Source organism: Gemmatimonadota bacterium (genome assembly GCA_030747075.1).
Classification (GTDB): Bacteria; ARS69; ARS69; order ARS69; family ARS69; genus ARS69.
This window is the reverse complement of the sequence record JASLLL010000015.1, coordinates 1-13200: the sequence shown is the minus strand read 5'-3', so window position 1 is coordinate 13200 and position 13200 is coordinate 1. Positions and strand designations below refer to the sequence as shown.

9 protein-coding genes are annotated in these 13200 nt (G+C 66.7%); 1 reads left to right on the top strand and 8 read right to left on the bottom strand.

What is annotated here, in order from left to right; all coding sequences use genetic code 11:
* Positions 1 to 62: 62 nt before the first annotated feature.
* The 7 genes from QF819_06520 to QF819_06490 all read right to left on the bottom strand — a co-directional run bounded on the left by QF819_06520 (position 63) and on the right by QF819_06490 (position 11242).
* On the bottom strand, positions 63 to 1016 hold the full coding sequence (locus QF819_06520) for a redoxin family protein (protein ID MDP6802812.1): 954 nt from the start codon (positions 1014 to 1016) through the stop codon (positions 63 to 65).
* 144 nt (positions 1017 to 1160) lie between these two features.
* Positions 1161 to 2855 carry a VCBS repeat-containing protein gene (locus tag QF819_06515; protein MDP6802811.1) on the bottom strand — a complete coding sequence of 565 codons (1695 nt, stop codon included), beginning with the start codon at positions 2853 to 2855 and terminating at the stop codon, positions 1161 to 1163.
* A 13-nt stretch (positions 2856 to 2868) separates the two neighbouring features.
* Positions 2869 to 3939 (bottom strand): SGNH/GDSL hydrolase family protein, encoded by a 1071-nt coding sequence (locus QF819_06510; GenBank protein MDP6802810.1) that lies wholly within the window; start codon positions 3937 to 3939, stop codon positions 2869 to 2871.
* The gene (locus QF819_06505) at positions 3936 to 4685 is read right to left on the bottom strand and encodes a class I SAM-dependent methyltransferase (protein MDP6802809.1); all 750 of its coding nucleotides are present in this window, start codon (positions 4683 to 4685) and stop codon (positions 3936 to 3938) included. Before QF819_06505 ends, QF819_06510 begins: the two co-directional genes overlap by 4 nt.
* Before the next feature lie 92 nt (positions 4686 to 4777).
* Positions 4778 to 6304: a radical SAM protein gene (locus QF819_06500; protein MDP6802808.1), complete on the bottom strand. Its 1527-nt coding sequence runs from the start codon at positions 6302 to 6304 to the stop codon at positions 4778 to 4780.
* A gap of 55 nt (positions 6305 to 6359) precedes the next feature.
* Complete coding sequence (locus QF819_06495) at positions 6360 to 8477, bottom strand: 6-pyruvoyl-tetrahydropterin synthase-related protein (GenBank protein MDP6802807.1); 2118 nt, start codon at positions 8475 to 8477, stop codon at positions 6360 to 6362.
* Between the two features lie 26 nt (positions 8478 to 8503).
* Positions 8504 to 11242: a pitrilysin family protein gene (locus tag QF819_06490; protein ID MDP6802806.1), complete on the bottom strand. Its 2739-nt coding sequence runs from the start codon at positions 11240 to 11242 to the stop codon at positions 8504 to 8506.
* A gap of 246 nt (positions 11243 to 11488) precedes the next feature.
* Here QF819_06490 and QF819_06485 point away from each other — a divergent pair, with 246 nt between their 5' ends.
* Complete coding sequence (locus tag QF819_06485; protein ID MDP6802805.1) at positions 11489 to 11902, top strand: hypothetical protein; 414 nt, start codon at positions 11489 to 11491, stop codon at positions 11900 to 11902.
* 32 nt (positions 11903 to 11934) lie between these two features.
* Here QF819_06485 and QF819_06480 read toward each other — a convergent pair whose 3' ends face one another.
* On the bottom strand, positions 11935 to 13005 hold the full coding sequence (locus tag QF819_06480; GenBank protein MDP6802804.1) for a hypothetical protein: 1071 nt from the start codon (positions 13003 to 13005) through the stop codon (positions 11935 to 11937).
* Positions 13006 to 13200 lie beyond the last annotated feature (195 nt).

Below are 13200 nucleotides of genomic sequence, written 5' to 3'. Positions count from 1 at the left end.
AGTAGAGCCCGATGGAGTCTATCCCGGATGGCAGGGCACGACCAGACCCGACCGGCCGATGATCACTGTGCCAGCTTCCGAATGGCCCCTTCGGCCTCCTTCGACCATCCTGTGAAGACCTCCGTCACGATTCCGTCCGCGCCAACCAGGTAGGTCAGAGGAATGAAGACCTCGTCGCCGGAATAGATGCGGGCGAAGACGCCGTCGGTCGTGGTGTAGACGGGGTAAGTCAGGCGTTGCTTCCGCACGAAGCCGGGGACCTTCTTGCGCCCCTTGCCGACATCGATGCTGAGGCCGATCACATCCACGCCCGCGCGGGACAGTTCCGCGGAAAGCCTCTCCAGTTCGGGCATCTCCTTTCGACACGGAACGCAGTAGGTGGCCCAGAGGTTGACGACAGTGGCGCGGCCGGAGCCGGATTCCGCGCGAAAGGTCGTGGCGTCTCCGGCCAGCGTGCCGAGCGCAAGGTCCGGGAAGCGGTCGCCGGGCCGGACGGCCAGTTTCGCCAGAAGGACCTCCCGGTCGGCCGGGGGGTCCGGCAGCGCGAAGGCCCGATCCTCCAGCGTCGTCAACCGGCCCTGGCCCTCGGTGATCAGGACGGACAGCCCCGCGCCGACTCCCCGGAACTTCTCCACCGACCCGGATGGCCAGGCGACCTCGATCCACTCCACCGAAGTGTCACTCCCCAACCCGAAGAGAAGGCGCGGGTCGTGCTGGGAGACGAAGCCCGCCCCTCCCGACTTGAAGCGCGTCTGTACTCCGCGAGAAGTGCCCACGCGAACCACGGTTCCGAAGGCGTCGGTGCCGCTCTTCGTTCCGATCAGGGATACGCGGAGGAAGTTTGCGCGTTGCCCGACATTGTTCCGGAAGAGGTGGTGTGCCTTCCTCTGGAACGCCGTGCGGAAGATGTCGACATCGCCGTCGTTGTCGAGGTCCGCATAGGCGGCGCCCCGTCCGTCGGTGTCGGAGTCGATTCCCGAAAGCCCGGAGATGTCGGCATACCTCTTGCCGTCCACATTCAGGTAGAGGTGGTCCCGTTCGAACCCGCTGAACGAGAACCCCTCCTTCAGAATCTTGCCGAAGTGGTCGTCCTTGTAGTCTTCGCTTCCCGCGTCGTCCCGCTTCTCCGAGGCAGCCAGTACATGGCGCCAGAAGAGGCTTCAAGTGTCACGAAGCCCCTTGCCGGAGATGAAACCGTTCGGCGTGTGAATGTCCTGCCAGCCGTCGTTGTCAAAGTCGAGGAATCCGCCCCCGAAGGCCCAGCCCGCGGAAAACGGACCGACTTCGGATGTGACATCGCGGAAGGAGCCGTCTCCCGTGTTGCGGTACAGCGTGTTCCCGGACGCCAACTTCTTCAGCGTGCGGGCGTACTCGGGAGAGTCTTCCATGTCGGGAAACAGAACGCCCAGAATCCGGTTGCCCGCCGTGGACGACATGTTGGTGACATGGAGGTCGACGCGGCCGTCGTTGTCGTAGTCACCAAAGGAGACCCCCATGCCGTTTCCCGTGTCGTCGATGCCGAACTCGCGTGAGGCGTCGCGGAAGCGGTCCCCTTCGTTGATGTAGAAGGCGTTCACTCCGAAGTCGTTGGCCACATAGAGGTCCGCTCGGTGGTCTCCGTTCAGATCCGCGAACTGAGCCGCGTAGGTCCAGCGGGAATCCGCGACTCCCCAGTCGGCGGCCGCCTCGACGAATCGTCTTCCGCCGTCGTTGATGAGCAGGAGATTGGGCGTGCCGTTCGTGGCCTGGCTCCATGAGTTCGGCATGACGGTTCCGTAGGCGTTGTACGAGCACACATAGATGTCGGGGAAGCCGTCGGAGTTGACATCGGCGGAGACGGCGCTGTAGCCGTGCGCCGGAAGCGCCACTCCGGCGTCTTCCGATCGTTCGAGGAACTCCACGCGCCCTTCCGGCACGAACCGGTTCTCAAAGAACATCTGGCGTCCGACCGACGCGAGGAAGAGGTCTTCGTCGCCGTCGTTGTCAAAGTCCAGAAAGAGCGGGCCGGTCGCGGAAGGGGTCACCCCGACGAGAGCATTCATGGCGATGTCTTCGTAGGTGCCGTCACCCCGGCTTCGGTACAGGTGGTTCTCTCCGCCACCTGTCACGAAAATCTCCAGAAGCCCGTCGTCGTCCAGGTCGGCCACCGCGACTCCGTGCGCCATGAACTCCTCGTTTCCGGGAGACCCCCAGCGGGGGACCGTGAGCGCGGTCCCCGCCGGACCGCTCACCTCATCGAAGAGGTTGGCCGTGGCAACGCGAGGGTGAAGGTCGGTGAGCGTCAGTTCATGGAGGGTCCACGGGCCGTCCCGAGGGCGGGATGCCTTCACGCGGCCCACTCCTTTCACCCACTCGCGTGCTCCTTCCGGCCCGCGTCCGATCCAGAAGTACTTGATGTACGCGGACGCGGAGACGGTTCCATTTCCGTCAGTATTCATCTCTGCGGACTTCACCTTCAGACGCACATCCTCCAGCGAGCGGAAGGTGTCCAGATACTCGCCCCAGGCCGTGGCGAGGGCGCCGCGCCCTGACAGCGACACGGGTTCCCGCAAGGGCCGTGTGTGGACCCAGCGAGTCTCCGCCGTGGGTTCTCCCTCTCCGATCGGGACATCGGTGCCGGTTGCGTCCGGGGCGAAGTGCTCCGCGAACTTCTCCATGTCGCGATCCAGAATGGCGAAGGAGACTTCGTGCAGATGGTTCGCGAGGCTCTCGGTGAGGTCCTCCGTTTCTTCCAGGCCGGAGCGCGGCGTTGCGCCGGGATCGGCGGTCGGCGGGGAGGCTGCGGAGGCCTGCCCGGGAAGCATCGTCAGAAGGAGGAGGGCAGCGCCGGTTGCGCGAAGAGATCGTGGGGTCATGGCGGTCTCTCGTCTACGGGTTCGGGTGATTGGATCTCGACAGGAGTTCTTCATCGCGAAGCCACGCGGCCACTGCCCGCCCGGCCACGCGGTTCCCCCGGACGGTCATGTGTCCGTCGCCCGGGATGAAGAGGCCGGGGATGTCCCGTTCCGACCGGAACACCGGGAGGAGGTCGAGGGACGGGATTCCGAGCGAAGCCACCCGTTCCCGCAACTCGCTCCGAAGCGGGATGTCCGGGGGGTTCTTCGGGAAGGCATAGACATCGGCCGCCATCCAGACGACCCCGAACGCGGCACCCAGGGAATCCGAGACGTCGCGCATGGTGGCCATGAGTTCCACGGTGCGTTCCATTCCCATGCGAAGCTCATCCTGAGAGACGCCCCGATGCGGGCTGGAGGAGGGCATGCCGTGGAACCACTTCGTGCGGATCTTCTCGCGCGCCTCGGAGAGGAGTCGCCACAAGTGGCTCTCCCGGGCGAGCCAGCTCTCGCGGTAATACTCGTGCGTGAAGTGGTTGAAGAGGTACCCGTCGCGGACGGTATAGAAGCCTTGCGCACCGAAGAAGTTGTCCATGTAGTCGTTGGTGTAGAACCCGACCAGCACGAGGTCCGGTTGAACGGCCGGTCCGACCTTGCGGAGAAGTTCCAGCTCCGCTTCCGTGCCATACCCGTTCACGCCGCCGTTGATGCCCTCTGCCGCATTCTCCCCCAGCGCGCGTGCGGCCGCCCGGACCCATGCTTCGTCATCGGGAACTCCCCATCCCCATGTGAAGGAGTCACCGAGTGCGAGAATGCGCGCGCCGGTTTTCGGTCCCGGTTCCGGTCCGCGAAGCCCGAGTGAGTTGGTCGAAAACTCCGTGACGACGCCGTCGCGCTCGATGCGTCCTGAAAAGCCGGGGGCGAGCACGAAGCCGCAGTCTTCATCGGCGAGATACATGTCCTTCAGCACGAAGCCGCGAATGAACTCCTGCGATGGAAGGGAGCGGGGAGCGGCCAGCCGGACGATCAGTTCCGCCGCTGGCAGAAAGAGCGCCGCCGTGACGGCGGGGACCAGAAGCGCGATGCCCGCGCGACGAAGGTTCACTGCTTCCGCGCCAGACAGAGGAGTGAGAGGCCGAACGGCAGCCCGGGTCCGGAAACCAGAGGGGCCTCAGAGGAGAAGATGCTCCCGAGGGCGCGGTTCACGACCGGATGGTAGTCCACAAAGTCCGTGCGCGGTCCATGCGCCGGGGGACCGAAGAGGCGGCGGCGCAGTTGCTGGTAGGTGCGAACCGCATAGGCCAGAGGAAACAGGACGGTGTTCATGCAGGAGAACTTCACGATCCCGCATCCTGCCGCTTCCACGAGGCTGCGGAGTTCCGCGCTTCGATACCTTCGCCGGTGGTGGTTGATTTCGTCGTGATCGCTCCACAACCCGGGGAACGCGGGAACGGTAATGAGCAGGTGCCCGCCCGGCTTCGTGACGCGGACCATCTCGCGAACGGTAGCGGCATCGTCATCAATGTGTTCGATCACATCCAGCGCGGTCACCAGATCGAAGCGAGCGTCCGGGAGGTCCAGCGAGCGGAGGTCTCCCTGAATCACATCCCGATGGCCCCGTTCCGCGCAGAATCGGATGGCGTCCGGTGAACAGTCGATGCCGGTGACCCTTCCGAAGCTCTTGAGAAGCGACAGGTTGATGCCCGTGCCGCATCCCGCGTCCAGTACCTCGCGATCATCTCCGTGGGGGAGGGCGTCGCGAAGCACTCGCGAGAGAATGCGGCGGCGGCTGACGAACCACCAGTTGTCCTGTTCGAAGAGGAAGTACTCGTCGTAGTAGCTCCGTTCCAACGCAGGACTCCCGGACGGTGGCAGGGTCGGCAAGGGCGTCCCCCATGATGCCCCGACCGGCAGGATCTGTCGACTACGGGGAAGTGGACCGGCTACGACGCGCGGTTGCGAAGCCGCCGGTTTCGAAGAAGCTCCCGGACGAGTTTTCCCAGCTTTCCCTGCGAGGTGCCGCGGGCATAGCGGAAGAGTTCCGCCGGAAGCCGCCACGGGCGCATCAGGACGGCCAGTCCGTAGAACAGGGCGAAGGCGCAGTACAGCATGAACCGCAGGCGCCGATCCCCCCAACGAGGATGGAATGAGCGGTACTCGGTGATGTCCATGTAGCCAAAGAGCCCGTAAAGGAAATCGTCTCCGTCGGGGATCTTCCCCGCACGCTGAAGTTCCGCGCAGGCCTCGGTATTCGGAAGAGGCGAGAACGCGCAGACATTCATCTCGTGGAATCCGATGGCGGCGCAACGGGCGATCTCCCGGTAGGTTGCCAGCGCGTGTCGCCAGGTCTCGTGGGGAAACCCCAGGATGAAGGTGCACTGCAGCCGGATTCCGGCGGCCAGTGCATCCCTGGCGGAGGCGTGCACCTTGTCCAGATGGATGCGCTTTTTGATGATGGCCAGCGTTTCCGTGGACCCGGACTCTACGGAGTACGCGAAGTTCCGGCATCCGGCGGCGAACATCAGGTCCGCCACCTCCCGGTCGATGGCCTCGCTGCGCGTCCCCGACGGGAGCTGCCAGGTGACATTCATCTTCCGGTCCAGCACTTCCCTGCAGAACTCGAGGGTCCACGATCGTTTCACGACGGCCGTCAGGTCTTCGAACTGGAAGTCCTCTGCGCCGTACCGTTCTCGGAGCCACTCCATTTCATCCACGACGAGCTTCGGCTCACGCGGGATCCATGTGGTGGTCCACATCTGCGGCGAACTGCAGAATGTGCACTGATAGGGACAGCCGCGCGTCGCGAGAATAGGCATGGACCTGCCGCGCACCGCGCCATGGGGGCTGCCGTAGTCGATGTACGATTCCACGGGAAAGAGATCCCATGCGGGTGCGGGGATGGCATCGATGTCGCGGATGCGCTTGCGCGGCGGGGTGCGCTCCACGCGTCCGTCGTGGCCTGCGGCGCGTCGGGCCAGTCCGGTGGAGTCGGCGGGATTCTCGCCGGCTTCCGCTCGTGCGACGACTTCGAGGAGCGTCTCCTCTCCTTCGCCCAGGACGCAAAGGTCCACCGGTGACTCCGCGAGCGTTCGTTCCGGCAGGGCGGAGGCGTGCTCTCCGCCGAGAATGAGAAGCGCGCGGGGGAAGCGCTCCCTGAGCGTCGCCACCAGTTCGCGCGTGGACGGCCACTGACACGAGAACATGCACCCGATTCCGATCACGGAAGACTCCGCGTGCGCGCGATCCGCGATTTCTTCGAACGGAAGACCCCGAAGCCAGACATCGCGCGACTCGTCGTGCCGCCACACGGTCTCCAGTCCTTCGCCCACGCCGTCGACCACCGTCACATCGTGACCCGCCTCTCGGAGCGACGACGCCAGATACGCCAGTCCCAGCGGAGGGATGGCGATCGTGGAGATGTAGTTCGTCGGCGAGATGAGCTGCGGCGGCTGAATCAGCGTGACGCGCATGGAGACTCCGCGGGAGAGGGGTTCGTCCGAGTGTATCGGCGAAAGGACGACTCGCTCAAAGCCCGAACCGTCTCTCCGCGGCGAGTGCGGCAAGAAGAACGGACAGTCCGGCCAGCGTCAGGAAGAGCCGCCCGCGCCCGGGGCTGTATCGGAAGCGGACCTCATGCGTGCCCGGCGACAGCGGAACGGCACAGTAGCTTGGCAGGAGATGCGCCACGGGGGCGTCGTCGCCATTGACGGTGGCTTTCCATGCGGGGTGGTAGGTCATCTTCAGCAGGAGACGGCACTCTCGATCGACGCGCACGCGAGCGAAGAAGTCGTCTCCCGAACGCGAGGCGGAGAGGACCTCACCACGCGGGCCGGGAGGAGGCGTCGCACTCGGAAGGCGAAGGTCGTACCCGCCGATGGCGTGCGCCGTCCCGGGCGGTTGACCTCCGGCTTCGCGGAGGTGAACCATGGGGTGGAGCCCTGTGCGCGCGAGCGGCCCGGTGAGCCATGTGCGGTGAAGCCGGGGAATGTCCTTCTTCGCAACATCGACGGTGTAGGGCGTGTCTACCAGTTCCAGGAACCCCCCGGAGTCGAACTCGTGGACGGTGAAGCGTCCGAACGACGCAGTCTCCTGCGCGAGCGGGTGGGTGGGCTGGCCCGGCGGGGCGATGACGGCCCCGATGTTGAAGATGCGATAGTGGTGTTCGCGCCGTTCGTCGAATGCGGAGAAGAGGTCCGAGTTCAAGGACCACATATGGTGGAGATAGCCGAACGCATCAACTCCCCGGACGGGGAGGTACGCATACACCGGAACCCACCCGACCATGAACGAACCGCCCCACGCGTGCGGGTCCCCGGCCGCGCCGAGTCCGGCGTAGACGCGTCGCTCGCCATCCCCGCGTGCGGCGGCGATCGCCGCGTTCAGGTCATCGCGCTCCGCGGCATACTCCGCGGCGGCTTCCCGAATGAGTGCCGCGTTGCGCCGCAGGTAGCCGGTGCGTTCCACGACGGGCACGGCAGCGATCGTGGCGGCGAGAAGGAGCGCGGCGACGGTCCCGGCGCGTGCGCGCGCGACCCGCTCCAGTGCGTCCCCGACGGCAAGCCCGGCGGCGATGACCGCGGTCCACTGAACCAGCGTGAGCGCCCGGGAGAAGTGGAAGCCGCTCCCCAGCGGGAGAAGGTCCAGCAGACGGCCCCATGTCGGGCGGCCGAAGAAGAGCGCGAGGAAGAAGAGGAAGAAGACGAGAAGCCCTCGCTCCGTCTCCCGGCGACGCGCGAGGATTGCGGCGCGAACCAGTCCCGCTCCCGCGAGGATCGTGATCACGGGGAAGCGACCGAAATCGAGAAGATCCCCCTGTGCGAGCTTCGCGAGAACTTCCGCGTGCCCGAACGAGAGGTACTTCCACATCGGGACGAGGGTGCTGATGTTGTAGTACGCGAACTCGCGGAGAATCGGGACCACCACGGGCGCGGAAGCCAGGACCGTGATGGAGGCGACGGCAGCGAGCCTTGCGATTCGTGCGGGAATCTCCCGCGGATGAAGAAGTGCCGCGAGTCCGAGCGCGAGGAACGCCATGTATCCGAGTGCGAGATGCGAAAGGAAAGTGGCGGTCATGAGGAGCGCCGCCCGCGCGAGGCCGCGACCCGTACGGAGCGCCATCCAGCTCCAGGCGAGTCCGAGCGGCAGGAACCAGATTCCGACCGCCTGCGTGAACTGGCCGAGCCCCTGCCAGGTGGAGCTCTCCAGTTCCAGACCGTGGAGATAGTCCGTGCGGATGAGCGGCAGAAGCACGGCGGCGGCGGCGGCACCGGCTCGTCGCGCACCGAGCTTTCGACACCCCAGGTAGACCGGAACGGGAAGGGTCCCCAGCGCCAGCCACAGGACGGTCTGAAACGCGGTGATCAGCGACATCCCGCCGAAGGACATCTTCCACAGCCCGAGCACCAGGAAGTGGGGGAGGCTCTGGTAGTAGTGGAAGACCGGAAAGCCCAGACCCCACGCCCCGACCCACGGGTCCAGAAGGCTCTGGCCGTTGGCCGGAGCGTCGGCCATGGCGCGGAGAAGTCCCGTATGGAGAACGGCGTCGTTCAGGAACGGCTCCGGGTGGCGGACCTGGACGGCAAGGAGCGCGAGCCCCCACGCTGCGGCGGCGCCCACGGCCGCACGCGCCAGGCCGCGGGTCAATGCGGAGTCGGAAGGACTCGCGGGGTTCACCGGGCGATCGCGCAGGTGTAATCCTCCAGCGTGAGATAGGTGGCGGCAGCACGGGCGACATCCTCCGGAGTCACGGCGCGAAGTGCGGGAAGGTCCTCGTCGAGGGCGGCGGGATCTTCTCCGCGGAACTCCGCCATGCCGAGCGAATACGCCATCCCGATACGGGAGAGGCGCCGCATCCGTCGGCGTCCCTCTCCGCGATTCCGCGCGCCGTCAAGCTCCTCTGCGGTCGGGGGGGTCTCGGCCAGTTCCCGCGCGATCTCCAGCATTCCTTCCTCCATGCGGGGGAGGTTGTCCGGGCGGGTCCCCGCGATCAGCCGTACGCACGCCCCCGGTTCATCCAGCCGGAGCGATGCGCCGATCGAGTACGCCAGCCCCTCCTTTTCACGGAGGCGATCCGCGAGTCTCTCGGAGAGCACCGCGACAGCCATGCGCAGCGCGGGTTCGTCCGCCGGGTCGACGGAGAGCGTGCTCCCCACGAGGATCCGGGACTGCTCGCGCCCGGTTTCCAGCACGGCCTCCGTGCGCCCGGCGGCAGGGGCGGGTCGGAAGGACGCGCCCCCGGGTGCCGTGGGGGCGGGTGCGCGGGTGGCGAAGGCGTCGGTCGCCGCCCGGATGACCTCCTCGGGCGGGAGGCTTGTGGACACGGAGAGGATGAGGTTGGACGGGTGGAAGTAGGTCGCGTGATGGGCGCGGGCGGCATCCAGCGTGACGGAACCGGCCGCGAGATCTCCGTGAACCCGGTCGGCCAGCGGGTGGCCTTCGCCCAGCGTGTCATGGAAGAGCGTCCAGGCGAGCGAACGGGGAGACCCGGCATCCTTCGCGGCGCGCGCGACGGCGGTACTCATGGCCGCACGCAGCGTCTCCTGGTCGAAGCGCGGCGACCGGACGATCTCTCCGAGGAGCGCCATCGCATCCGCCCCGAAGCTGTCGATAGTCGTCAGGCGGATGTAGGAGAACTCCGGCGTGAAGGAGTAGTCGTCGTAGGGGATCCAGTCGGAGTCGGTCGTCTTGAGTGTGGCCCCGAGTTCGGCAAGCCTCCCTCGCAGCTCATCGCGAGTCATGGTCTCCGTGCCGAGCGCCATCATCCGGTGGAGGATGTCGGTCGTGCCCGAAGGAACGCCCGTCGCGCGCTCCCGGGCAGAACGGTTGCGGTAGAGCGCGTGTGCCGCGAATGTGCGTGAGTCGGGCGTTGCGTGAACGATGAGCGTCGCGCCGCCGGGCAGGGCCGCGCGGCGGAATACGGGCGACTCCACCATGGGTCGCGGCGAGAGGTCGATGCGTGGCGTGGTGGCCTCTGCGGCATCCGGCAGCCAGTCGGCTCCCTTGCCTGCCGTGAAGGCGCCGATCGCTTCCGTGCCGTCGCCCATTCCGGGTCCGGCGGCGGATGCGGTCACGCGCCCGTCCGCCACAATGCCCGCAAGGACGCGGGCCAGATCGCCACGGGTGGCCTGACCCACGGCGTCGAGCAGCGCGTTCGGCGCGGTGGGGCCGCCGACGGCGAGCAGGTCCGCCCGCATGAGGCCGTAGTAGTGCATCTTCTCGCCGTAGGAGATCTCCTCCACGGCAAAGGCAAGGCGCGCGGTCTCCAGATCCGCGGAGGCCACGCCGGTGCTCGCGAGTTTTGCGAGATGCGCACCCACCGCGGAAATGGCCGCACGCGCGGCATCGACCCCGACATCCGCCGGAAGGTCCGCGGAGATCCGGAGCACCGACCAGGGGTCTCCCGGGTCGAAGGAGGCACCCGCGGAGTGAGGCGCCGCACCGGTCGCGGCAGTGACGGCGCGTGTGATGCCGTCCGTTTCCCCCTCGGACAGCACCGTTGCGAGCAGCGACGCGGCGGCATGATCCTCGATCCCGCTGACTCCCGGGAGCGGAATGCGAAGGTGCAGTTCCACGCTCCCCAGGCCCGCGGCTTCCATGCGGTGAAGTTCCGCACCCGCCGGGAAGTCAGGGCGCGGCGGGAGCGGATCGGGCGTGCCGTCCCGCCCTCCGTAGAGGGCCGTGAGTTCGTCGCGCAGTTCGGACACGGGGAAGTCGCCCATCGCGAGGATGGTCATCCCCGCCGGATGGTAGCGGTCCCGGTAGAAGGCCGCGAGCGCGGCCGGATCCATGTTCGCGATCGACTCCTCCGTCCCGAGTACCGGCAGCGAGCGTGCATCCTCGCCGTAAAGGACGCGCTCGGCGAAGAGGCGCGCGTCGTAGCCGGGATCCGACCGGTCCTTTGCGAGTTCCTCCAGAATGATCCCCTTTTCCTTTTCGAACATGTCCGGAGGGAGCGTCGAGTGGAGCAGCATGTCCGCCTGAAGGCGAAGGCCTTCGCGCCAGTTCTCGGACGGGAGCATCAACTGGAAGACGGTCTTCTCGCGCTGCGTGGAGGCGTTGTTGTACGCGCCCAGCAGGTCCCCGTCGGCGTAGATGCGTTCGCGGGTGCGTGTGGTGGTTCCGTTGAAGAGCAGGTGCTCCAGATAGTGGGCGGCGCCGTTCGTCTCGGGTGTTTCCAGCGCGGAACCCGCGGGTACGATCACCGTCAGCGAGAACATCGGGACGGAATGCTGCGGGACGAGCAGGAGCGCCGGTCCTCCGGGAATCTGATCGGCGATCGCGCCTCCCCCCAGCGGGACGGCGCGAGCGTCGGCGGACACCGGAGCGATGACGGCGACAACGAAGAGAGCGACAGCAATGCGGAACCGCGCGGAGACCCCAGCGGAGTGCTTTGTGCAATCGGTGTTCATGGGCTTTCCCTCCATGGTTTCGGGAGAGACTAGCCCGGGGATGCGGGGGGCGCCATGTGGAAACGGGGCGGAAGTCCCGCGCGATGTTCGCGCCTGGGGGCCAATCCCGCCCGTCCCAGCCGATCGAGTGCTCCCGCATTCGGACGCAGCGAGGCCATGCCGGAGATTCCGCCGAGGGCTGTTCCGCTGCCGTCGCCCGGCTTTGCGGAGTCTGGTACTCTCGGCACCGGGAGGTGCGGCGAGGCAATGCGAAGCAAAGCCACACAACGACCCCTCCGAGCGTACCGTCTTCTGGCGGTGGGGTGCGCATTCCTCGCGGCCTTGCCCGCGACTGCGACGGAGGATGCGCCCGCGTTTCGCGAGGTCGCGTTGGAATCGGGGCTGGCCTTCACGCATTTCAACGGAATGTCCGGAGAGTTCTACTTCCCCGAGATGACGGGGCAGGGCGGGGGTGTGTTCGATTACGACGCGGACGGCGACCTCGATGTCTTCCCCGGGCAGGCATCCATGACACGGCAGATTCTGGCGCGCGCCCGGTGGCCGGAGGGGGACTTTGTCGGAACCCGGCTCATGGTCTCCTTCCCCGTGTGGGGAGCGCAGGCCCTCATCAACTTCCACTTCCCGGACCCGGACGAACCGACGAACGGCGACTCCGTATAGAGGCCGCCATTCGAAGGTCCGCCTTGGCGTTCTTACACTCCGGGGAAGATCCAGACCGTTGCGCTGACGGCCTTGTCCGGCTGCTCGTAGCTGGACACCCGGATGGTCACCCGTCGCTGGCCGGGCGCCGGATAGGTGTGTATTTCCGAGAAGGGCCATGTGGTCGGGCCGATGACGATCGAGTCTCCGTCCCCCCACACGATCTTCACGACCATGTCGCTGTGGACATGATTGGTGAACGATCCCGACGCAACATAGGTCAGCGATCCCGGAACGACCGGTGCGAGAAAGAGCGGCCCCAGGATTGGCGGGGGCTCCGCGGGGCTGACCGAAGGATCGATTGACACGGGGAACTGGCGGGCCGGGTCGTTCAACCACTCCAGCGGGACCTTCGTTGTGAGCGTGGCGTGCCCCGCGCCCTGCGGGTGGACCTCCACCGTCATCCACGGAATGTCGAGGTGCGATTCATCCCATGCGGAGGGCGTTGGCACATGGAACGCGACTCTCCCTCCCGGGGTCACGAAGTTGAGCCAACCGGGGGTCTCGGTGGGTTGGCCGTGAACGGCTTCGCCCTCTTCGGTCTGGATGATCAGGTCCCGGGAATAGACCATGGTCTCGGTCATTTCCAGCGAACCCGCGCCCGCAGGCAGCGGGAACGACGCATCGAGAATGAGCGCGTGATCGAGTCGGTCGGAGTACGGGTGAAACGAGAGTGAACTCCCGGGCCCGTAGATCCCGTCGAAGCGAATCTCGCCGTTCGATTCCACGCCGACGGTCCGGGTGGGCGACAGCGTCACCAGCGGAGTCCCGCTCTCGTCGCGAATCACAAGGCCGCTTTGCCGGAACACCAGCACGCGGTCCTCGTGATGCACGACGGCCTCCGCGCCGGCCGGCCGGTTCCGCACGCTGGCGGAGAACTCTGAGAGGGACATCTCGTCCGGACCGGTCTCGGGAATCCCGGCGGCTTCGGGGGCGTGGGGGGGGGACGCGGGAAGATGATCCGCTTCGATCGGTACCCGCAGGCAGCCCGCGCCGATTCCAAAGGCCACGGCGACGGCCGCGATGAATCCCGCAAGGGCTTTGGGCCGGTGTCCTGAAACCACGGCGTGCCTTCCTTTGTTTCCGGGGCGAGTGGAGGTCGGCAGCGACACCCCTCTTCTTCATCGGCGTTCCCGGCAGCGGGCTTGACGGGGAGGGCCGACTTCCCGGTCCGGGGGCGTTTCTTGCGCCCGGAGCCGGATCCGGGTAGATTCGGCCCTTCCGATCCGCACCCGGGAAACCGGGGAACGCGCCCACCC

What these genes read in the sequence shown, in the direction of transcription:
- QF819_06515 (MDP6802811.1), bottom strand. Translation starts at nt 2,855, where the DNA reads ATGACCCCACGATCTCTTCGCGCAACCGGCGCTGCCCTCCTCCTTCTG.
- QF819_06500 (MDP6802808.1), bottom strand. Translation starts at nt 6,304, where the DNA reads ATGCGCGTCACGCTGATTCAGCCGCCGCAGCTCATCTCGCCGACGAAC.
- QF819_06490 (MDP6802806.1), bottom strand. Translation starts at nt 11,242, where the DNA reads ATGAACACCGATTGCACAAAGCACTCCGCTGGGGTCTCCGCGCGGTTC.
- QF819_06485 (MDP6802805.1), top strand. Translation starts at nt 11,489, where the DNA reads ATGCGAAGCAAAGCCACACAACGACCCCTCCGAGCGTACCGTCTTCTG.